Origin of the sequence: Xanthomonas sp. 3793 (assembly GCF_024806835.1) — a bacterium.
Classification (GTDB): domain Bacteria; phylum Pseudomonadota; class Gammaproteobacteria; order Xanthomonadales; family Xanthomonadaceae; genus Xanthomonas; species Xanthomonas arboricola_F.
Genome location: NZ_JANTYU010000001.1, coordinates 675,022 through 695,742, shown reverse-complemented (window position 1 = coordinate 695,742; position 20,721 = coordinate 675,022). Strand labels below are relative to the sequence as shown.

The 20,721-nt window shown below is 66.0% G+C and carries 19 protein-coding genes and 1 tRNA gene; 13 read left to right on the top strand and 7 right to left on the bottom strand.

What is annotated here, in order from left to right; translation table 11 throughout:
- Positions 1–59 precede the first annotated feature (59 nt).
- The 11 genes from FHY18_RS02860 (at position 60) to FHY18_RS02810 (ending at position 10,563) form a co-directional block, all read left to right on the top strand.
- A complete protein-coding gene (locus tag FHY18_RS02860; RefSeq protein WP_259150901.1) occupies positions 60–1,265 on the top strand; it encodes a glycosyltransferase family 1 protein in 1,206 nt (401 codons plus the stop codon).
- 41 nt (positions 1,266–1,306) lie between these two features.
- Positions 1,307–2,101 carry a polysaccharide pyruvyl transferase family protein gene (locus FHY18_RS02855; RefSeq protein WP_259150900.1) on the top strand — a complete coding sequence of 265 codons (795 nt, stop codon included), beginning with the start codon at positions 1,307–1,309 and terminating at the stop codon, positions 2,099–2,101.
- A gap of 4 nt (positions 2,102–2,105) precedes the next feature.
- Complete coding sequence (locus FHY18_RS02850; RefSeq protein ID WP_259150899.1) at positions 2,106–2,900, top strand: WecB/TagA/CpsF family glycosyltransferase; 795 nt, start codon at positions 2,106–2,108, stop codon at positions 2,898–2,900.
- A gap of 36 nt (positions 2,901–2,936) precedes the next feature.
- The gene (locus FHY18_RS02845) at positions 2,937–3,398 is read left to right on the top strand and encodes a cupin domain-containing protein (RefSeq protein WP_259150895.1); all 462 of its coding nucleotides are present in this window, start codon (positions 2,937–2,939) and stop codon (positions 3,396–3,398) included.
- Between the two features lie 95 nt (positions 3,399–3,493).
- Positions 3,494–4,510: a TraB/GumN family protein gene (locus tag FHY18_RS02840; protein WP_259150893.1), complete on the top strand. Its 1,017-nt coding sequence runs from the start codon at positions 3,494–3,496 to the stop codon at positions 4,508–4,510.
- Positions 4,511–4,729: 219 nt separating this feature from the next.
- A complete protein-coding gene (locus FHY18_RS02835) occupies positions 4,730–5,761 on the top strand; it encodes a 3-oxoacyl-[acyl-carrier-protein] synthase III C-terminal domain-containing protein (RefSeq protein ID WP_259152467.1) in 1,032 nt (343 codons plus the stop codon).
- Positions 5,761–6,609, top strand: coding sequence for an MBL fold metallo-hydrolase (locus tag FHY18_RS02830; protein ID WP_259150892.1), 849 nt, complete (start codon positions 5,761–5,763; stop codon positions 6,607–6,609). The genes FHY18_RS02835 and FHY18_RS02830 overlap by 1 nt, the downstream gene beginning before the upstream one ends.
- Positions 6,606–7,565: an NAD(P)-dependent oxidoreductase gene (locus FHY18_RS02825; protein WP_259150890.1), complete on the top strand. Its 960-nt coding sequence runs from the start codon at positions 6,606–6,608 to the stop codon at positions 7,563–7,565. Before FHY18_RS02830 ends, FHY18_RS02825 begins: the two co-directional genes overlap by 4 nt.
- Positions 7,556–8,710 carry a glycosyltransferase gene (locus tag FHY18_RS02820; protein WP_259150889.1) on the top strand — a complete coding sequence of 385 codons (1,155 nt, stop codon included), beginning with the start codon at positions 7,556–7,558 and terminating at the stop codon, positions 8,708–8,710. Before FHY18_RS02825 ends, FHY18_RS02820 begins: the two co-directional genes overlap by 10 nt.
- Positions 8,688–9,299, top strand: coding sequence for a hypothetical protein (locus FHY18_RS02815; RefSeq protein ID WP_259150879.1), 612 nt, complete (start codon positions 8,688–8,690; stop codon positions 9,297–9,299). The genes FHY18_RS02820 and FHY18_RS02815 overlap by 23 nt, the downstream gene beginning before the upstream one ends.
- Positions 9,289–10,563 (top strand): glycosyltransferase, encoded by a 1,275-nt coding sequence (locus FHY18_RS02810; protein WP_259150878.1) that lies wholly within the window; start codon positions 9,289–9,291, stop codon positions 10,561–10,563. Before FHY18_RS02815 ends, FHY18_RS02810 begins: the two co-directional genes overlap by 11 nt.
- A 375-nt stretch (positions 10,564–10,938) precedes the next feature.
- Here FHY18_RS02810 and dxs read toward each other — a convergent pair whose 3' ends face one another.
- The 5 genes from dxs to FHY18_RS02785 form a co-directional block, all read right to left on the bottom strand.
- Positions 10,939–12,855, bottom strand: coding sequence for a 1-deoxy-D-xylulose-5-phosphate synthase (gene dxs / locus FHY18_RS02805; RefSeq protein WP_259152465.1), 1,917 nt, complete (start codon positions 12,853–12,855; stop codon positions 10,939–10,941).
- Positions 12,856–13,335: 480 nt separating this feature from the next.
- Positions 13,336–13,992 carry an HNH endonuclease gene (locus FHY18_RS02800; protein WP_259150877.1) on the bottom strand — a complete coding sequence of 219 codons (657 nt, stop codon included), beginning with the start codon at positions 13,990–13,992 and terminating at the stop codon, positions 13,336–13,338.
- Positions 13,993–14,650: 658 nt separating this feature from the next.
- Positions 14,651–16,444, bottom strand: coding sequence for an acyl-CoA dehydrogenase C-terminal domain-containing protein (locus FHY18_RS02795; RefSeq protein WP_259150876.1), 1,794 nt, complete (start codon positions 16,442–16,444; stop codon positions 14,651–14,653).
- 38 nt (positions 16,445–16,482) lie between these two features.
- On the bottom strand, positions 16,483–16,956 hold the full coding sequence (locus FHY18_RS02790; protein WP_259150874.1) for an LEA type 2 family protein: 474 nt from the start codon (positions 16,954–16,956) through the stop codon (positions 16,483–16,485).
- A 108-nt stretch (positions 16,957–17,064) separates the two neighbouring features.
- A complete protein-coding gene (locus tag FHY18_RS02785; RefSeq protein WP_259150872.1) occupies positions 17,065–17,601 on the bottom strand; it encodes a lipocalin family protein in 537 nt (178 codons plus the stop codon).
- Between the two features lie 180 nt (positions 17,602–17,781).
- Between FHY18_RS02785 and FHY18_RS02780 the strand changes: the two genes are divergently transcribed.
- Positions 17,782–17,857: transfer RNA gene (locus FHY18_RS02780), tRNA-Phe, on the top strand.
- 270 nt (positions 17,858–18,127) lie between these two features.
- A complete protein-coding gene (locus tag FHY18_RS02775; RefSeq protein ID WP_259150871.1) occupies positions 18,128–18,403 on the top strand; it encodes a hypothetical protein in 276 nt (91 codons plus the stop codon).
- Positions 18,404–18,467: 64 nt separating this feature from the next.
- Here FHY18_RS02775 and FHY18_RS02770 read toward each other — a convergent pair whose 3' ends face one another.
- A complete protein-coding gene (locus FHY18_RS02770) occupies positions 18,468–18,620 on the bottom strand; it encodes a hypothetical protein (protein WP_259150870.1) in 153 nt (50 codons plus the stop codon).
- Between the two features lie 394 nt (positions 18,621–19,014).
- On the bottom strand, positions 19,015–20,478 hold the full coding sequence (locus tag FHY18_RS02765) for a S41 family peptidase (RefSeq protein ID WP_259150868.1): 1,464 nt from the start codon (positions 20,476–20,478) through the stop codon (positions 19,015–19,017).
- Between the last annotated feature and the right edge of the window lie 243 nt (positions 20,479–20,721).

The window sequence follows — 20,721 nt, the reverse complement described above, 5'->3', positions numbered from 1 at the left end:
ACATCGTCTTCGCCTGCATTCGGGCATGCTTTCTCTCACTCATTCATAGGACACGGCCCATGAGCGACACACCCGCCGCCGCTGCTTCCGGCATTCGCCGGCCTTGCTATCTGGTCTTGTCCGCACACGATTACCGCACCCCGCGCCGCGCCAACATCCACTTCATCACCGATCAGCTTGCGCTGCGCGGGACGACGCGATTTTTCTCGCTGCGTTACAGCCGGTTGTCGCGGATGAAGGGCGATATGCGGCTGCCGCTGGACGACACCGCCAACACCGTGGTGTCGCACAAGGGCGTGGAATGCTATCTCTGGCGCACCACCGTGCATCCGTTCAATACGCGTCGAGCGTGGCTGCAGTCTGTCGAAGACGCGATGTTCCGCTGGTATGCCGCACATCCCCCCAGGCAACTGCTGGACTGGATGCGCGAGGCGGATGTCATCGTGTTCGAAAGCGGCATTGCCGTGGCCTTCATCGAACTGGCCAAGCGCACCAATCCCACCGCCAAGCTGGTGTATCGCGCCTCCGATGGATTGAGCACGATCAATGTTGCGTCCTATATCGAACGCGAGTTCGACCGGGTTGCGCCCGCCCTGGACGTCATCGCGCTGGTGTCGCCGGCCATGGCCGAAGAGATCGCAAGCCGCGATAACGTCTATCACGTCGGGCATGGCGTGGATCACAACCTGGATCAGCTGGGCGATCCGTCGCCGTATGGCGAAGGAATCCATGCGGTGGCGGTGGGGTCGATGCTGTTCGATCCGGACTTCTTCGTCGTTGCCAGCAAGGCGTTTCCGCAGGTCACGTTTCATGTGATCGGGTCGGGCATGGGGCGCCACCCGGGCTATGGCGACAATGTCGTGGTCTATGGTGAAATGAAGCACGTCGAGACGATCGGCTATATCAAGCACGCGCGGTTCGGCATCGCGCCGTATGCGTCGGAACAAGTGCCGGTGTATCTGGCCGATAGCTCGATGAAGCTGTTGCAGTACGACTTTTTCGGGTTGCCTGCGGTGTGTCCGAATGCAGTGGTCGGGCCGTACCAGCAGTCGCGCTTTGGTTATACGCCCGGCAATGCCGATTCGATCGTCGCTGCAATCGGGCAGGCGCTGGACGCGCCGCATGTGCGTTACCGCCAGTGTCTGAACTGGTCCGACACCACCGACCGTGTACTGGATCCAGCCGCGTATCCGGAAACCCGTTTGTATCCGCAGCACACCGGCGCAGCCGCGCGTGCTTCCTCGGAGGCCGCGCTCTCGCATTGATGCAGCGCACCTCGCCCGTTCAAGACAGGAGACCTCCCTTTATGGCCAACGCTTTGCTGCAGAAGTGGATAGAACACGCAGAACGTCGCGCATTGTTCTGGTGGCAGCCGAAGAACGCTGGCGTCAACATGGGGGATCACCTGTCCAAGGTGATCGTGTCCTGTGTGCTTTCCCTGCAGGACAAGACGCTGATCGAGAAGCGCGATCTCAGCAAAAAGCTGATCGCGATCGGTTCGGTGCTGCACTTTGCCAAGGATGGCGACACCGTCTGGGGCAGCGGCATCAACGGCAAGATTCCGGCCGAGCGCAATACCTTCAGCACGCTCGACGTGCGGGCGGTGCGCGGGCCCAAGACCCGTCAATTTCTGCTGGACCGCGGCATCGCGGTGCCGGAAGTCTATGGCGACCCGGGTCTGCTGACCCCGATGTTTTTCCCGGCCGAGGCATTGGGCACGGCTGAGAAGCGTCCGTTCGCCATCGTTCCGCATTTCAACGAACCGGTCGAGAAGTACAGCGCCTACGCAGACCACCTGGTGTTTCCCAACGTCAAGCCGGCAACCTTCATGAGCCAGCTGCTGGGTGCCGAACTGGTGGTCAGCAGTTCGCTGCACGGCCTCATCCTTGCCGAGGCGTACGGCATCCCGGCGGTGTATCTGGACTGGGGCAATGGCGAAGACCGTTTCAAGTACGACGATTACTACCACGGGACCGGGCGCATGCAGTGGCATGCGGGCAACAACGTCGAAGAATGTCTGGCACTGGGTGGCAACGGCGCATTCGATCTGGAAAAGCTGCAGGCCGGTCTGCTGGCTGCATTCCCCTACGACCTTTGGTGATTCGATGATGCAGGGCCAGCACTTGGACAGCGAAACAGCGACCGTCTCCGCTGTCGACACACCGCCGGGCGTGGTGATTCCGCTGGGCGGGTTCCCGGTGTTGTCCACCACCCAGGAAGCCTTCGCGCTGGATCTGTTCCACGCACTGGCAGCGCAACAGCCGCGTCGGGTGTTCTTCGCCAACACCAACTTCGTGGTGCAGTGTCAGGCGTTGCGGATGCGTATGCGCGAACCCAGCGTGCGCATCGTCAACGACGGCATCGGGATGGATCTGGCGGCGCGGCTGATTCATGGCCGCCGCTTTGCCGGCAATCTCAACGGCACCGATCTGATTCCGTATCTGTGCCGCCACAGCGCACAACCGCTCAAGTTCTTCCTGCTTGGCGGACGGCCCGGCGTGGGCAAGACCGCCGCTGCCACCTTGACCGGCACGTTGGGGCAGCAGGTGGTGGGCATGTGCGACGGCTACGGAGAGTTTGCCGCCGCCGGCGACGGCCTTGCCGAGCGCATCAACCGCTCCGGCGCCGATGTGCTGCTGGTGGCGTTCGGCAACCCCTTGCAGGAGCGCTGGATTCTGGACCACAGCCACGCGCTGCGTGTCCCATTGGTGTTCGGCGTCGGTGCGCTGCTCGACTTCCTGTCCGGCACGGCGCGGCGCGCGCCGGACTGGGTGCGCCGCCTGCACATGGAGTGGATGTACCGGTTGCTCAACGAGCCGCGTCGCCTGCTCAAGCGCTATAGCTGGGACTTGCTGGTGTTTTTCCGCACCTGTCTGCGCGCAGGCAAGCATCTGCCTTGATGCATCGCGGCGGCCTCCGGGCTTAGCATGTCATGCATGCATCCGACCGCCGCTGACCTGATCCGCTCGCTCGACCTGGCCCCGCACCCGGAAGGCGGGCATTTCCGCCGCGTCTACGCCTCCGCCCGTCAGGTGATCGACGATGGACGCGTCCGGCCGGCGCTGACGGCCATCCGTTTTCTGCTGGCCGCAGGCGAATGCAGCGCCTGGCATCGCGTCGATGCCGAGGAAACCTGGCAGTGGCAGCAGGGCGACGCCCTGGAGTTGCTGCTCTACGACGAAGCCAGCGGGCAACTGCAGCGGCTGATCCTGGACGCGGCCGAACGCGGCGAGCCGATGCAGGTGGTTCCCGCAGGACAGTGGCAGGCGGCACGCTCGCTGGGCGACTTCACCCTGGTGGGATGCACGGTCTCGCCGGGCTTCGTCTGGGAAGGGTTTGCGCTCCTCGATGCCGCTTCGCCGTTGGCCGCGCATCTGGCCACGTTGGCCCCGCGCTGATGCCAGTCATGCGCTCCTGCCCCAGCGCAACGCTTCCCTAACGCGGCGGGTGCCGGCTTCACGTAATGTCCGCCTCACACAGGGGGCGATGCACGATGCGACACAGGGCAGTGGGGTGGGGCGTGGGGTTGATGTTGGTGTCGCTGCTGGCGGCGGCCAGCGAAACGGCGCCGCCGATGACGGCGCCGGTACCACCGCCGGTAGTGGATCTGGAAGCGATGGTGGTACGCGGCGTGCAGCCCGGGCCCGGCCTGTGGAAGGTCCGCAAGGGCGAGCATGTCTTGTGGATCCTGGGCACGCAGTCGCCGTTGCCCAAGCGCCTGCAATGGCAGGCGAGTGAAGTGGAAACCATCATCGGCCAGTCCCAACAGGTACTGATGGCGCCGACCGTACAGCTCGATGTCGATATGGGGTTCTTCGGCAAGCTGACCTTGTTGCCGTCGGCGATGAAGGCGATGAAGAACGCCGACGGCCGCGAACTGCGCGAGGTGCTGCCGCCCGATCTCTACGCACGCTGGAGCGTGGCCAAGGCCCGCTACATCGGCAACGATCGCGGCGTGGAGCGCAAGCGCCCGATCCTGGCCGCTGGCGAGTTGTACCAGGCGGCGTTGAAACGGTCGGGCCTGGCCCGCTCGCCGGTGATCTGGTCGGTGGTGGAGCGCGCCGCCAAGCGCGCAGGCATCAAGCCGACGCCGACCGCGCTGGACTACAAGATCACCGACCCGCGGCAGGCGCTCAAGGAGTTTCGCGCCGGCGGCATGGACGACATTGCCTGCTTTCGCAGCATCCTGATGACGGTGGAGCGCGATCTCCCCACCATGGTCGAACGCGCCAATGCCTGGTCGGTGGGCGACATCGAGGCGTTGCGCCAGTTGCCGCGCGAAGATCCGCAGGCGGCGTGCATGAGTGCGATGGCCAGTTCCGAAGCGGCCAGAAAGCGCGGTATCGACGATCTGGAGCGGCGCATGCGCGAGCATTGGCTCGGCATCGCCACCACTGCGCTGCAACGCAATCGCAACACCTTCGCGGTGCTGCCGATCAGTCGCTTGACCGCGTCCGACGGCTATCTGGCGCGCTTGCAGGCGCTCGGCTATGAGGTGGAGGCGCCTTGATCGCCTGACGCATGGGGCGGCACGCGTCCCAGCCACGTCTGCACGCGCCAGTGGCTGCCGCGGTCGCTCGCGATTTGGATCGTGCAGTGCTTGCAGCCGTTTGAAGCGGTGCTTGCCGCGCCCGGTCGCCGGAGCCATGTCGCGCGCCGCCCGGAGGACACTGCGGTCGAGCAGGGCGACGGTCCGTGCTGGGGTTAGGCCGGCCGTTCCTGCCAAGGTATCCTGCGCGCCTTCTTTGCCGAGAGCTCCGTGTTGAACGCATTGCCGCTGCGCATCCTGGGCACCGGACGCCATGTCCCGGCGCGCGAAGTCACCTCCGGCGAGCTGGACGCGCGCTGGCAGTTGCCGGCCGGCACCACGGCCGCACGCCTGGGTGTTGTCACCCGCTACTACGTGGGCGAGGGCGAAACCGCATCGTCGATGGGAGCGGCCGCGGCGCGCCAGGCACTGGACAACGCCGGCATCGACGGCAGCCAGATCGACTGCCTGATCTCGGCCTGTGCGGTCATGGAGCAACCGATTCCCTGCCAGGCGGTGCTGATCCAGCGCGCATTGGGGTTGGGCGATTCCGGCATTCCCGCATTCGATGTCAATGCCACCTGCCTGAGCTTCCTGGTGGCGCTGGACATGGCCGCCAATGCGCTGGCGCTGGGCCGCTATCGGCGCGTGTTGATCGTCTCCAGCGAAGTGGCCTCGGCCGGGCTGGACGATGCCGTACCAGCCACCGCCGGTTTGTTCGGCGATGGTGCCGCGGCCGTGGTGGTCGGGCGCAGCAGCGCCGATGACGGCTCAGCATTGCTGTCCAGTCGCCTGTCCAGCTACGGCAACGGCGCGGACGTGTGCCGCATTCGCGGCGGCGGTACCCGCGCAGCGCACGACCAGCACGGCGCAGCCGATGCGTCGCGCGCGTTCTGGATGGATGGGCGCAGCGCCTATCGCTTTGCGGCGCGCCATCTGCCGGTGTTCTGGGAACACTTGCTGCACGATGCCGGCCTCACCGCGGCGCAGCTGCGCTACCTTGTGCCGCATCAGGCTTCCGGCGGCGGCCTGGATCATGTGGTGCAGGCGTTGGGGCTACGCAGCGATCAGGTTGTGCGCATCCTGCACGCCACCGGCAACCAGGTGGCCGCTTCGCTCCCGCATGCCTTGCATCACGCCTGCGTCGATGGGCAACTGCGCCGCGGCGAGGTGTTCGCGCTTCTCGGCACCGGCGCCGGTCTGGCGATCGGCGGCATGGTGTTGCGCTACTGATGCGCGTGCGCGTTTCTCTCGAGCTGTTGCGGGTTGGCCACTGCCGCCATTGCGAGCGCATGGTGCGTGCAGACGGCCATTGGCATGCGGTGGAATTTCCCGCGTTGAGCGTGTTGATCCGGCACCCGCAGCGTGGAGCGATGCTCTACGACACCGGCTACGCCACGCATTTTTTCCAGGCCACCGATCCCTGGCCGGAGCGGCTGTATCGCTGGACCACCCCGGTGACCCTGCCTGCGCATGAAACCCTGCGCGCGCAGCTGGCACGTCGCGACGTGCAGCTGGACGAGATCGGCTGGTGCCTGATTTCGCATTTCCATGCCGACCATGTGGGCGGCCTGCGCGACCTGCCGAACGCGCGCTTCAGCTGTCTGCGTGCGGACTACGCGCAACTGCGAAATTGCTCGCGCCTGGGTGGATTGCGCCGTGCCTTGCTGCCGCAACTGCTTCCGGCGGATTTCGATCGACGCCTGCACTTTGCCGAGCAGGCGCCGCAGCGCGAGCTGATCGGCGCCTGGAAGGGCCTGGGCACGGCGTACGACCTGTTCGAAGATGGCAGCGTGCTCGCCGTACCGCTGCCCGGCCACGTCCCCGGGCAAATGGGCGTGTGGTTACGCGACCAGCATGACCGCGAGGTGCTGCTCTGCGCAGATGCGGTGTGGTCGTCGGCCACCTGGGCGACGCTGCAGTGGCCGGCGTGGCCCACCCGCTTGCTGATGCACGATTGGAGCGCGTTCCGTCGCACCGTGCAGCAGTTGCACGGGTTGTCGCAGGCGCATCCGGAGCTGGCGATCCTGCCCTCGCACTGCCAACCCAGTCTTGACCGTTACCAACCGGAGTGGCGATGAGCCTGCGTATTCTCGTGACCGGCGCATCCGGTTTTGTGGGCGGCGCGTTCCTGCGCCGGTTCCAGGGGCAAGCCGGCGTGGAGATTCACGGCATCGGGCGGCGTGCCAGCGAATTGCCCAATTATCACCGCATCGATCTGAGCCAGCCGTTTTCGCTGGATTGGCGGCCGGATGTGGTCATCCACGCGGCAGCATTGGCGTCCCCGTGGGGGAGCCGTGCGCAGTTCCAGCTGCACAACGTGCAGGCCACCGCCAATGTCGTCGATTTCTGCCTGCGCAACGGCTGCCCTCGCTTGCTGTATGTGTCTTCCAGCTCGGTGTTCTACCGCGAGGCGCATCAATACGATCTGGATGAAGACAGTCCCATCGGACCGGACTTCGTCAACATGTACGCACGCACCAAATACCTCGGCGAGACCTTGCTGGAGGGCTATCCAGGTCAGGCATCGGTGCTGCGCCCGCGCGCGGTGTTCGGGCCGGGCGATACGGTGTTGTTCCCGCGCGTGATCGCCGCTGCGCGCAAGGGGGCGTTGCCGCGCTTTGTCGGCCAGACCCGGCCGGTGATCGGCGATCTGATCTATATCGACACGCTCTGCGATTACCTCTACCGCGCGGCCACCGCACCGCAGCTGCAGCGCGCCTACAACCTCACCAATGCGCAGCCGGTGGATCTGCAGCAGTTGGTGCTGGATGTGCTGGCGCGCCTGCAGCTGCCGTTGCCGCACCGACAGGTGCGCATCGGCACCGCGCTGCGCATGGCCAGCGTGGTGGAGGGTCTTTATCGTGTGCTGCGGTTGCGCGGCGAGCCGCCGATCACGCGGTTTGGCGTCGGTGCGTTTGCCTACTCCAAGACCTTCAACCCGCAACGCACGCTTGCCGATCTTGGGGCGCCCAGCGTCGGCGTGGAAGAGGGCATCGAGGCCTTCGTGCGCTGGCAGGCGGCGCAGTGGACGTAGCCCTGCTGACTTTGGCAGCGCTGTACCTGAGCCTGCTGCTGTGCAAGTCGGCGGCTGTGCTGTGGGTCATGCGTGAGGCGCGCGCGCGGCCAGCACGCGCTCTTGCCGGCAGCCCGGCCGAGGTGGCGATCCTGCAGCCGATCCTTGGTGGTGACGCGCATTTGCATGGCGTGCTGGCGGCCAATCTGCAGGCGCTGCCGTTCGCGCAGTTCTGGTGGCTGCTGGATGCGGACGATGCGGCGGGGAACGCGGTCGCAGACATGCTGGTGATGCAGTATCCGCAGGTGCGTATCACGCGGGTGCTGGTGCCCGCGGCGCCAGCCAACATCAATCCCAAGGCGTGGAAGCTCGAATACGCCCTGGCCCAGGTGCAGGCGCCGATCTGTCTGATCCTGGATGACGATGCGCAGCTGAGCGAGCCGGCGCTGTTGCAGCTGTTGCAGGATCTGAGCCACGCCGACGTGGTGACCGCGTTGCCTTATTACTGCGACAGCGACACTTTCGCTGGCCGCCTGCTGTCGCAGTTCGTCAACAACAATGCGGCGCTCACCTATCTGGGCTGGTTGCCGTTCGCAGCGCCGTTGACCATCAATGGCATGTGCTACGCCGCGCGCACGGCGCAACTGCGTACCTGGGGCGGCTTTGCCGCATTGCTGGAGCAACTGACCGACGATCTGGCGGTTGCCACGCTGGTCCGCGAACGCGGCGGGCGCCTGTGGCAATCCACGGCGCCGGTGGTGATGCGCACCGCAATGCCGGATCTGCCCAGCTATGCCCGTCAGATGCACCGCTGGATGCTGTTCGCCTTGATTCTGCTGCGCCGTCAGCGCAGCGGTCTTGCCGGTGCCATCTCGGTGCTGCAGGGGTTGCCGCCGGTGTTGCTGGTGGCCCTGTTGCTCGGCATCTGCGTGCAGCCCGGTGGCTGGTCCATCGCGTGCGGGGCGACGATCTTGCTGCTGCGCGCGCTGCTGCTGTGTTTGGTGCAGTGGCGCAGCACCGGTGCGGTACACCACCGGCCGGTGCTGTCGGTCCTGACCGAATGCCTGCAGCCACTGCACCTGCTGCACGCGGCCTGCGTACGCAGCATCGCCTGGCGCACGCGGCGTTACCGCGTTTTGGCGGATGGTCGCTTCCGTGCGCAGTGACGCGCCGGCAATGCAGATCGCCTTTCTCACCGGGCAGAGCGATCCGGCAAGCTGTGCATTGAGCGCGCAGCAACGCGATTTTCTGCAGCAGCTGCACGGCGATGGCCGGCAGTTGATTGCATGCAATTACCCATACCGTAGCGACCTGGCGCCGCACCGTCGCGTTGCGCTGTGGCGCGCCAGTGTTTCCAACGCACGCCAGTACCTGACTGCGCGTAGTGCGCGCGTGCCGCACAGCGATCGCATGAGAGTGCAGGCCTTGCTTGCGCAAGCGCCGATGACGGTGCTGCTGGCCGGCAGTTGCGGGTTGCAGGTGCTCACCGCGCTGCAGCTGCCGCAGAACCTGCGCGCGCGTCTGGCCGTGTTCGCCTACGGCCCGGTGTGCCGTGAGCCGGCCACGTTCGCGCATCTGCATAGCGTGCAGGGGCGCAGCGACTGGATTTCGCGTGCGCTGTTTCGCGGGCCGGTGCAGCTGGCGCCGGCGTGCGGGCATATGGATTATCTGACCACTGCGGACGTGCTGTCCGAGTGCCAGGCGTTCGTCGCCGCGATCCAGCAGACGCTGCGGGGCAGGGTGCATGCGCATTGATCTGGTCGCCCCGCCGTACAGCGGGCATCTGCATCCGATTCTGGCCATCGCCCGGCAGCTCGCGCCGCATCACGATGTGCACGTGATCAGCACGCCAGCTGCGCAGGCGCGTATCCAGGCATGTGGATTGCGTGGTGCAGGCGTCCTGGACGCGCAAGCCGACCGCGTGTTGCTGGAGATCGCCAACCCGCCGCACGCGGTGGGCCATCACCCGCTGCGTCTACGCCGACAGCTGCACGATGCGCTCGGCCTGATGGAACGCGTGGGCACCGCACTGCAGGAGCGCTGGAACGCACGACGGCCGGATCTGGTGATCGCCGATTTCACCCTGCCCAGCGCCGGGCTCACGGCACAGGCGATGGGGATCGCGTGGTGGACCAGCATGCCGTCGCCCTGCGTGATCGAAACCGCCGACGGCCCACCCGCTTATTTCGGTGGGTTGCTGCCTGCAACCCGCGCCCACCAGCGTGCATGGCATGCGCTGGCGCGGCGGCTCACACGCGGCTTCAAGCGCAGCCTGCATGCCTGCTATCGGCGCCAGATGCGGGCCTGCGGCTTGCCGGCGCTATACCGCAGCGATCGCAGCGAGGCGGTGTATTCGCCGCAGTGCATTCTGGCGTTGGGGTTGCCTTCTTTCGAATTCGCGCAGCGCTGGCCGGCGGCGCTGCGCTTTGTCGGGCCGCAGCTGTGCACGCCGCCTTCCACGGTGGCAGCACCCGAATTCGTTCCAGGCCATCGGCATGTGCTGGTCACGCTGGGCACGCATCTGCAATGGGTCAAGCAGCGCATGGATGGCGTGCTACGCGCGCTGGCGCCGCAATTTCCCGAGGTGATCTTTCATTTCAGCGATGGCGATACGACTGCGCCGTACCAGCCAGGGCAGGGCAATTATCAGCGCCTGCCCTATGTGGATTACGCGCAGCATCTGCATCGTTACGCGCTGGTCGTGCATCACGGCGGTGCCGGCATCCTGTATGCCTGCCTGGCGGCTGGACTGCCGTCGATCGTGTACCCGCTGGATTACGATCAATTCGATCACGCGGCGCGTCTGCATGCCGCAGGTGCTGCACGCTGGCTGCGTGGGCTGAGTGCGTTGCCGGACGTGCTGCGCGAGGCGCTGGCTGCGGGAGCATCGTCGGATGTGCTGCGTCTGCAGGCGGAGTTGCAGCACATCGCCGCACAAGCCCGCATCGTGGGGCTGGTGGAGACCTTCGCGCGGACGGGGACTGTGCCGAGCGTCGGCGACCTGCCAGCGCGGTCGTAAGGCATCGCGTGCGTTGATTTGCGGCTGCAATGCGCAACGGCGCAGCTGCTGAGTAGCGATCTGCCTGCAAGGCATGGCACTTGGTGCTGTCGCTGATTGACCGGGTCGGGTAGGCCTGCGGGCAGCCTTGCGCCTGCACGGCGGGCCAGCGCATACCCGTCACCGCGCAGGCATGCCATCGAGATCGCCTGGCGCACACAGGACACAGCGCAGGCAGGGCCGATCGCGCGCACGGCGTGGCGAGTCAGGCGCAGCGAGCAGTCGTCATTGAATCAAGACGCCGCGCGAGCGCGTCGCGCGTCTGGATCGTCTGAAATCCCGCTGACCCAGCGTGTCCATCGACCGGCGAACCCGGTCGCGTGGATGGCGCCGCGCTTAACCAGCAGCGGCGTTGCGTGGTGCGGTGGTGCCGGCCATCAGTTGCGGCCAACGCTTGAGCACGGCGGCGCGGATGCCTGCCTGGTCGATGCCGGCTTCGGCCAGCAGGTCTTCGCGGCTGGCGTGGTGCTGGAAGCTGTCCGGCAGGCCCAGGTGCAGCATGGGCATGGTGATGGCTTCGGCATTGAGCAGTTCGGCTACGCCCGAGCCGGCGCCACCGGCAACGACGTTGTCTTCGATGGTGACGAAGCCTTCGTGGCTTTTGGCCAGTTCCAGCAGCATGGCCTTGTCCAGCGGTTTGACGAAGCGCATGTTGACGACGGTCAGCCCGAGCTCGCGGCCGACCGCTTCTGCGGCGTCCACGCTTGCGCCGAAACCCAGCAGTGCGATGCGTGTGCCGCCGTGTCGCAACTGCGCCTTGCCGATCGGCAGCGTGGTCAGAGTGGTGTCCAGTGCAGCGCCGGGGCCGGTGCCGCGCGGATAGCGCACCGCAGCCGGACCTTGATAATGCACGCCGGTGCTCAGCATCTGACGGCATTCGGCTTCGTCGGCCGGTGCCATCACCACCATGTGCGGGACGCAGCGCAGGAAGCTCAGGTCCAGGTTGCCGGCGTGGGTGGCGCCATCCGGGCCGACCACGCCGCCGCGGTCGATCGCGAACAGCACGTCGAGCTTCTGCACCGCCACGTCGTGCACCAGCTGGTCGTAGCCGCGTTGCAGGAAGGTGGAATAGATCGCCACCACGGGCTTGGCGCCCTGGGTCGCCATGCCGGCTGCCAACGTCACCGCGTGCTGCTCGGCGATCGCCACATCGAAGTAGCGCTGCGGGTATTCCTTGCTGAAACGCACCAGGCCCGAGCCTTCGCGCATGGCCGGGGTGATCACCAGCAGCCTGGGCTCGGCGGCGGCCATGTCGCAGACCCAGTCGCTGAAGACATCGGTGTAGGTCGGCTTCTTGGCACCGGTCTTGGCCACCAGGCCCTTGCTGGGGTCGAACGGGCCGACGGCGTGATAACCGATCTGGTCGCCTTCGGCCAGCTCGTAGCCCTTGCCCTTGGTGGTGATGACGTGCAGCAGCTGCGGACCCTTGAGAGTCTTCAGCGTCTTGAGCGCGCCGACCAGGCCGGGCAGGTCATGGCCGTCGATCGGGCCGGTGTAGTGAAAGCCCATTTCCTCGAACAGCGTGGACGGCACGAACATGCCTTTCCAGTGTTCTTCCCAGCGCCGCACGAAGCGCGCGGTGGGGTTGTTCTTCTTGTCGCCGAGGATCTTCTTGCCACCCTCGCGAATGGCGTTGAGGGTGCGGCTGCCGCTGGCGCGGCCCAGCATCTTGGTCAGCCCGCCGACCGCTTCGGAGATCGACATGCGGTTGTCGTTGAGGATCACCAGCAGGTTCGGCTCCGGGTCCATGCCGCCGGCGTGGTTGAGCGCCTCGTAGACCATGCCCGCAGTCATCGCGCCATCGCCGATCACCGCGACCACCTTGCGGTCGTCGCCGTTGCGCTGCGCGGCGATTGCCATGCCGAGTGCGGCCGAGATCGAGGTGGACGAATGGCCCACGCCGAAGGTGTCGTAGATGCTTTCTTCGCGCTTGGGAAACGGCGCCACGCCGTCTTTCTGCTTGACCGTGTGGATCTGGTCGCGCCGACCGGTGAGGATCTTGTGCGGATAGGTTTGATGGCCGACGTCCCACACCAGCTGATCGACCGGGGTCTGATACAGGTAGTGCAGGGCGACGGTGAGTTCGATCACGCCCAGGCCGGCTGCGAAGTGCCCGCCGCTCTTGCCGACCGATTCGATGAGATAGGCACGCAGCTCCTCGGCGATTGCCGCAAGCTCGGCTTCGTCGAAGCTGCGCAGGTCGTCGGGGGTCTGGATGCGGGACAGACGCGGGTAGCGGGTGGAGTCGATCATCATCGTGTCAATGTTCTGAAGCCATATTGTCCTCCCCATGCGAAGGCCCGGCAAGCAAACCGGTTCAGCTGTCAGCGGGCGGTGAGGGTCGGACGTGCCGTCGCTGCTGGCCTGCGCGGGCGTTGCCGGGGGCTGCGGCAATCTGCCGCACCCTGGAGACGGCATGACCGCGCATCGGGCACTGCGCAGGCGGCACATCGTGGGGAGTGCCGATGCCGTCGTTGGCATCACTCGCGGGTTGGGCGCTCAGGCGCGCGTGCGTGGTGTCGGTCAAAGCGGCGGCGGCTGCTTTGTGCCGTAATCGGCGAAGACGCCGCAGGTGGAATGCAAGGCAAGCCGGGTCAGGCGAGTCATCGACTGGTGACCACATCGGTTGCAGGCGCGCAAGGCGCTCGCCCGATCATGCAGCCATCAGCTGCAGGGGGCTGCCGTTGCGCGAGTCGTTCGCTGCGTCGTTGTGCGTGCGCGCACCAGGCAGCCTTACAGCGACAACTTCGAACGCTTGGGCAACTGTGCGCGCAGGAAGGCCATCTGATCGGACAGGATGTTGCGGTTGGACAGGATCAGGTGCTCGATCCAGCTCGGCCGGTAGGGCACCGCCAGCAACGGCATATGCGCCTGCTGCGGCGTGCGGTTGGCCTTGCGCGAGTTGCACTGGAAGCAGGCGGTGACCACGTTCTCCCAGCTGTCGCGCCCGCCCTTGGAGACCGGCATGACATGGTCGCGGGTCAGGTGCGGCCGGCTGAAGTGCTGGCCGCAATACATGCACAGCTGCGAATCGCGTGCGAACAACGCCGTGTTGCTGAGGGTTGGGGTGGGGTCCAGCGCCCGCGAGCGGGCGTGGCCGCGTGCGGCGATGATCGGGTGCAGTTCCAGTGTGCTGCGCTCGCCTGTGAGCCGCGAAATGCCGCCGTGGATCTGCATGCAGGGCTCGCCCAGCGTCCAGGACACCGCATCGCGCGCGTAGAGGCAGGCGGCATCCTGCCAGTTGATCCAGTCCAGCACGCGGCCGTGCGCATCGAGAGACAGCAGGCGCAAGGTGGGAAGTTGCTGGATCGCAGCGACAGCGCTGCCCGCGACCGGGGCAGGGATGCCTCCGGGGACGATCACATCACCTACGTGCGTGTCTGTCTCCATCGGGAAAACAGCTTATACCCGATCGTTGACAGTTTGTGTATCGCAGCGAACGGCTTTGGCGCGTGTCTTGCAATCAATCGGTCAGCAAGGCCTGGTTCGGCCGCGATGCCGCCGTGCTGCGTGAGCAGTCTGCGGGCGCGCTAAAGGCCTTGTTTACCCGTAGCGGCGCGCCGGGGCGCGAGGTCTTGCTGGTCGGTACCGCCTCGTCGCGGCCAGGTCCGCTCCTACGAGAGCGGAAGAATCCCGCGATGTATATCCGTAGGAGCGCACCTGGGCGCGAGGTCTTGCCGGTCGGTACCGCCCCGTCGCGGCCAGGGCCGCTCCTAAGAAAGCGGAAGAATCCCGCGATGTATATCCGTAGGAGCGCACCTGGGCGCGAGGTCTTGCCGGTCGGTACCGCCTCGTCGCGGCCAGGGCCGCTCCTACGAAAGCGGAAGAATCCCGCGATGTTTATATCCGTAGGAGCGCACCCGGGCGCGACGCCTTGCCGGTCGGGCGCCGCCTCGTCGCGGCCAGGTCCGCTCCTACGAAAGCGGAAGAATCCCGCGATGTATATCCGTAGGAGCGCACCTGGGCGCGACGCCTTGCTGATCGGTACCGCCTCGTCGCGGCCAGGGCCGCTGCTACGGCAGCGGCAGCCCGCGATGATGGCGCTTGCTCAGGCGCCGCCGAACAGCTCCGCTTCCAGCGTCATCAACGGCGCCGCGCCGCTGCGGATGGTGGCGGCGTGGGTCAAGGTGCGCGGCAGGATGCGGGCGAAGTAAAAACGTGCGGTTTCGCGTTTGGCGCGCTTGAAGTCCTCGCTGTGCGTGGAGGCATCCGCCGCCGCCACGCTGCGCGCCCACCAGTACGCCAGCACCACGTAGCCGGAATAGAACAGATAGTCGTAGCTGGCGGCGCCCAGTTCGTCCGGATTGCGTGCGGCGCGGTCCAGCACATCGCGGGTCAACATGGCCCATTCGCTGCACTTGTCGCGCAAGGGCTTGATGAACTCGGCCAGCGCGACGTTGCCTTCCTGTGCATTGGCGAAGGTTTCCACATTGGCCAGGAACAGCTTGAGTCCGGCGGCCTGGCTGGCGGCGGTCTTGCGGCCGATCAGGTCCAGCGCCTGGATGCCGGTGGTGCCTTCGTAGATGGTGGTGATGCGCGCGTCGCGGGCCAGCTGCTCCATTCCGTATTCGCGGATGTAGCCGTGGCCGCCGAAGCACTGCAGCGCGTGGTAGGTGTTTTCGATCGACCATTCGGTCTGGCAGGCCTTGGAGATCGGGGTGAGGAAGCTCACAAGGGTCTCGGCATCGGCGCGTTCCTGCTCGCTGGCGCCGCGGTGCGCCACGTCGACCAGGCTGGCCGCGTGCAGCGCCAGCAGGCGGCTGCCTTCGGTCAGCGACTTGATGGTCAGCAGCATGCGGCGCACGTCCGGGTGCACGATGATCGGGTCGGCCGGCTTGTCGGGGAATTTGGCGCCGCTGAGCGCGCGCGATTGCAGGCGCTCGCGGGTGTAGCGCAGGGCGTTCTGATACGCCCGCTCGGACAGGCCGATGCCCTGCAGCCCCACGCTCAGGCGCGCGGTATTCATCATGGTAAACATCGCCTGCAGGCCCTTGTGCGGCTTGCCGACCAGGTAGCCCTGCGCGCCTTCGAAGTTCATCACGCAGGTCACCGAGCCCTTGATGCCCATCTTGTGCTCGATCGAGCCGCAATGCAGCGCGTTGCGCTCGCCCATGTTGCCGTCGCGATCCACCTTGAACTTGGGGGTGACGAACAGCGAGATGCCCTTGGCGCCGGCCGGCGCGTCCGGCAACTTGGCCAGTACCAGATGCACGATGTTGTCGGTGAGGTCGTGCTCGCCGGCGGTGATGAAGATCTTGGTGCCGGTGATGGCGTAGCTGCCGTCGGCATTGGGCTCGGCGCGGGTCTTGAGCAGACCCAGGTCGGTGCCGCAATGCGGCTCGGTCAGGCACATGGTGCCGGTCCAGCGGCCGTCGGTCAGCGGCTTGAGGAACGCTTCCTGCTGCCAGGCCTCGCCGTGCTGGCGCAGCGCTTCGCTGGCGCCGTGCGAGAGCAGCGGGAAGTTGCCCCACGCCAGGTTGGCCGAGTTGATCATTTCGCTCAGCGGCACGCCCAGGGTGTGCGGCATGCCCTGGCCACCGAACTCCGGCTCGGCGGTCAGGCCGTTCCAGCCGCCTGCCACGAACTGGTCGTAGGCCGCACGAAACCCCGGCGGGGTGGTCACCGCGTGGGTGCTCTTGTCGAAGGCGCAGCCGATCTCATCACCCACGCTGTTGAGCGGTGCCAGCACCTGGGTGGTGAAGCGGCCGGCTTCTTCAAGCACGGCGTCGATGATGTCGGCGCTGGCGTCGCCGTAGCCGAGCCGGGCGAACAAGGCTTCGGCGCCGAGCACATCGTGCAGGGCGAAGCGGAAATCGGTCAGCGGGGCGGTGTAGCTGCTCATGCGGGATCCTTGCAAAGAGGGTGCAGGAGGCGTGCGCGTCAGCGCAGCACGCCGTTGAGGCCGGGGGCGGGGCTGAGCGTGTTGCGCGATTGCACCGCGAACTCGCGTTGTTTCTTGTCCTGCGGGGTGGCCCACACCGTACCCTTGAGCGAGTACGGCAGCGAGCGGCCGCCGGCAAGCACGTCGGCGACGGTGATGCGGCCCAGGGAGGTCGGCTGCAGGGTGACGGTCACCACGTCGGCGGTTTCCGGGCCGATCGACATCCCCACCGCCTGGTCGAGCTTGCCGGCCAGCTCTTCGCCGGCAGAGATCTCCAGCGCTACGCGCTCGAACTGCATCGGGATGCTGCTGTAGTTCTGCAGGCGCAAGTCCACCGACCAGGAGCCGTCGGCACGCACGGTGAGCTGCTGGATGCTGGCCGCCGGCTCGGACACGCGGCGGACCGCGCCACCGCAGGCGCTCAACAGCAGGCCGCAGGCCAGCGACACGATCAGAAGGCGATAGGCACGCATGTAAGTGGTCCTTGGCGGGTGTAAGGCGGCGCCAAGAATACTACGCAGTACGGACGCTGCCTTGCCGTCGGCGCGGACGCTGCGCTGCCGGTCAGCCGATGCCCGGATTCACGGCAAGGGCGCTGCCACGATCAGTGGCGACAGGTCATAGCCCATCTGCGTGGCCTGTGCCTTGAGCTGATCGAGCTGCGCGCGCGGCATCTGTGGCGAGCGCGACAGGATCCACAGGTATTTACGATCCGGCTCGCCGACCACCGCCCACTGATAGTCCGGGTCGAGGGCGATCACCCAGTAGTCCGCCCAGACCAGCGGCAACCAACTCAACCATTCCGGCGCAAAGCGCACCTGCAATTGCCCGGCGTGGCCGGCGACCGGTTTTGCCACCCCGTCGGCCTGAGCCAGGCTGCCATCGGCAGTGCGGCAGCCGTTGCGCACGCCGATCAGGCCGTCGTCGCGCAAGGTGTAGCTGGCGGTGATGTCGCTGCGGCACTTCTTCTGGAACGACACCGGCAGATGCGCGATCTCGTGCCATTGCCCGGCATAGCGCGAGATATCCAGCTGGGTCACCGCACGCACCGGTTGCCGCGCAAACGCAGCAGCCGGCAGCAGGACGAGGAGCGACAACAGCAGGCGAGGCAGGCGCATGGCGATCTCCGGTCGATGCGCGCAGGCTAGGCCATCGCTCCCGCCGCGCGGCGTGAACCGGCGCAGGAAACGCAGGTCCTGACGCCATGCTGCAACAAAGTTCGTCACAACGCTTGCCCAAACTGCGCCTGCTCGCTATGATGCGCGTCCTCGCAACGCTGGCAGCAGTGTTGGGTTAGTGGCCGAGTAGCTCAGTTGGTAGAGCAGGGGATTGAAAATCCCCGTGTCGGCGGTTCGATTCCGTCCTCGGCCACCATTTTTTCAGTCTTGCAGCGCAAGTGGGTTGTTCCTTCGCGCTGTTGATGACGGTAACACCTCCTCTCGATTTGATTGATTGTGTACTGGTTGCCAGCACTGGCAGCTGGCTGCGCCGGTTGCTGGCTGTTTCGACGCCAGACGATGCGAATACCGGTAGGGGTTTCTTGTGTCTTTTGACGCGTCGTGCGGCGGCAGGCGCGATGGATGCGCAGGGCGGTTGGCGCCTGTTTCCACGTCATCTTCAACTCTGCATGGCGATACTTTGCGCATGACGCACAAGACACTTCGACGCACATTGATCCACGGGTATTGCGGCGAGTTCCGCGTGGAGACGATGGAAAGCCAGGCGCCCGGGCAGACGCGCTGGTTGTCGACCGCATTCGTCTATCACCGCGATCGCGCGGCACCGATCGCCACCATCGAAGGGGCGGGCGAGGGCGACTATCGTGGCGATGCGCGCGAACAAGCATTGCGGGTGGGGTCCTGTCTGGCGGATTTTCTCGACCCGAAGGAGTACCGCGCCTGCGAGCTGGATGGGCAGTAGCGCATTTTCGGGCAGTACGTCGATGTACCCCAGCCGTCGCTGCAGTTCGTCGCTTGGCGTTCCGCTAGAGCAGCACCACGCAATGCAGTTGCGTTTCCAGTTCGTTGTGCAGGATGCGGTGGCTGTCGTGGCCGACGCGCCAGCGCGAGCATGAGTTGCGCGCGGCCATCAGCCTTGGCGGTGCGGTGTTGCCCAGGTATGCCGGTCGCGCTGACACGGGCCTGGGTCGGATGCGCCGGGTTCCTCCAGCGCCATCGCACCGGCAGTGGTCAGGCCACCGTTTGAGATGCTGAAACGCCGCGCGCAGGCGTTGTTCGTGCTGGCGACGGAATGCATTCTGGTTTACGTCACGCAGTGGTTGATTGACTGGTCTGCGCGCTTCTGCATGGCTGGGTTGCAACATGCCCGCTTGCCTGTACGCGATCGCAACCTCGCCAGGACGACCGCGCCAAGAGCGCAGGCAGCAAGGCCCTGGCGGCCGCTGGGCAGTTGTAGCCGCGCGATTGCCTTGCCATGGCCTGTGGAGTGTCTGCATCCGTCGAACGATACAACGCTGCATGATCGCGATCAGCGCGTATGTACGCACAGACCTGCGTTGGAGCGGCGGAGAATCACTTGGTCAATCCGGCGGCGACCAGACCGCGCAGCAAGAGGCCATGACCGCCATCGTTCAAGTCAGCCGCATCGATCGCAAGCGGCACATCAGGCACGACGCCGATGGACTGGGTAGCGAACGGGTGCGTTCGGCTCGGGCGAAAACCGTCTGCGGCCACGCGATCAACGAGCGTCGCTTCGTCCATCTCGCCAACGCGCAGGTCTTCCGTCGGATCGAAAACATAAAAATTTTCGCTGACAAGCGCGCGATATCCGGAATCGCCCAACGCAACACCCTGGCTTTCCGAATCCCGACCGCCTCCGGCACCGATGGTGCGCTCGCCCATGATCGTGGCGCCGCTGGCCCAGAGGTAGGTGGCCAGCAATTCACCGGCCGATCGGGTACCTGCATCCACCAGCACGATGAGCGGCTTGTGCGAAGCGACGCTACCGCAGCTGGCATCGTCCTGCAGCGCTTCCAGGCGCACGCTTCCCGGCATTCCCGACGCGCGCATCTCGTAAGTCTTCACCGGCTTGCGTCCGGTGAGCGCCCAGGAAAATCCGCGCACTTCGCGTGCGAACCCGCCCATGTTTCCGCGCAAGTCGATCAGCATGACATCCGAGCGTGCGGCAATGGCATCGTAGCGACCGATCAGCTCCCGGGTTACCGCACAAAACCCGGCCAGCATGGGGGCGTCCGGGTCGTTGGTCTGCGGCGCTGCGGTCTCCCTGGCTTCCGCCGCCTGAGTGAACGTGGCGTTGTACTGCGGCGCAAACGCGCCCAGGCGAATGCTTCCCACCCTGGTGTTGCCGATTTGCGCAACCTCCGGCAGATCGGGCATGTCGACCGCCGATGCCAGCGTGCGCGCAAGCTCCTGGGTCATGGGCTGATAATGCAGCGCAACCTGGCGCGGCGCCTGCGCAAACCTCTGCACGCGCAGTGCTACCGTCTTGCCGGCGCCGGCCACCTGATGCGCTGCTGGGGTGCCGAGTGCGAGCGACAGGGCAGCTTCGGCTTGCCGCGCGCGCGCGTTGCCGCCGAACGTCAGGTCGGCCGCACTTTTCAGCCATGCCGCCGTGGGTATTCCGTTGATCTGCAGAACCTTGTCGCCTTGCGCGAGGCCGGTGATGCGCGCATCGAGGATGCGCCACACGATCATGTGACCATCGCTTGAGGTTCTGAACAGAACGCCCAAGGTCTCAGTCTTGCCCGCCTTGGCCCCGGCGAGCGCGACGTGCTGATCCGCAAGGCCGACAAGGCGCCGCGAGACATCGCTTGCTGTGGTTTCGGGCGCAAGTCTGGCGCCTGCCGCCCATGCGTCAGCGCTGCCCAGCGCGTCTTCCGGATGCGTGGCGCGGTAGCGCTCGACATAGCTCAACGAGGGATAGTGGGTACGCAGATACGCGCCGAGCTCTTCGGCCGACGCTGTGGCGCAAAGGCAGCATGTGGCCAGTACGAGACAGGCGAAGAATCGTTTCATGGAGCTCCAAAAAGTGCGGTGCAGGGCTGTTGCCCGGTCGGGCGATGCGAGCTTGGCGCGCCTGCAGCGCGGCTTTGCCTGCGTCGATGATAAGGCGCTGTTGCGTGGTGATGGGGTGCTATACGGCACGGTGACCTCTGGCGCACGATGTCGAAGGCTTCCACTGAGCGGGTCTTACAAGACGCGACTGAACGCTGTCGTGCAGTGGTGGTCGCCGTCGGTCGTTGGGAGGGTGGGCGTTAC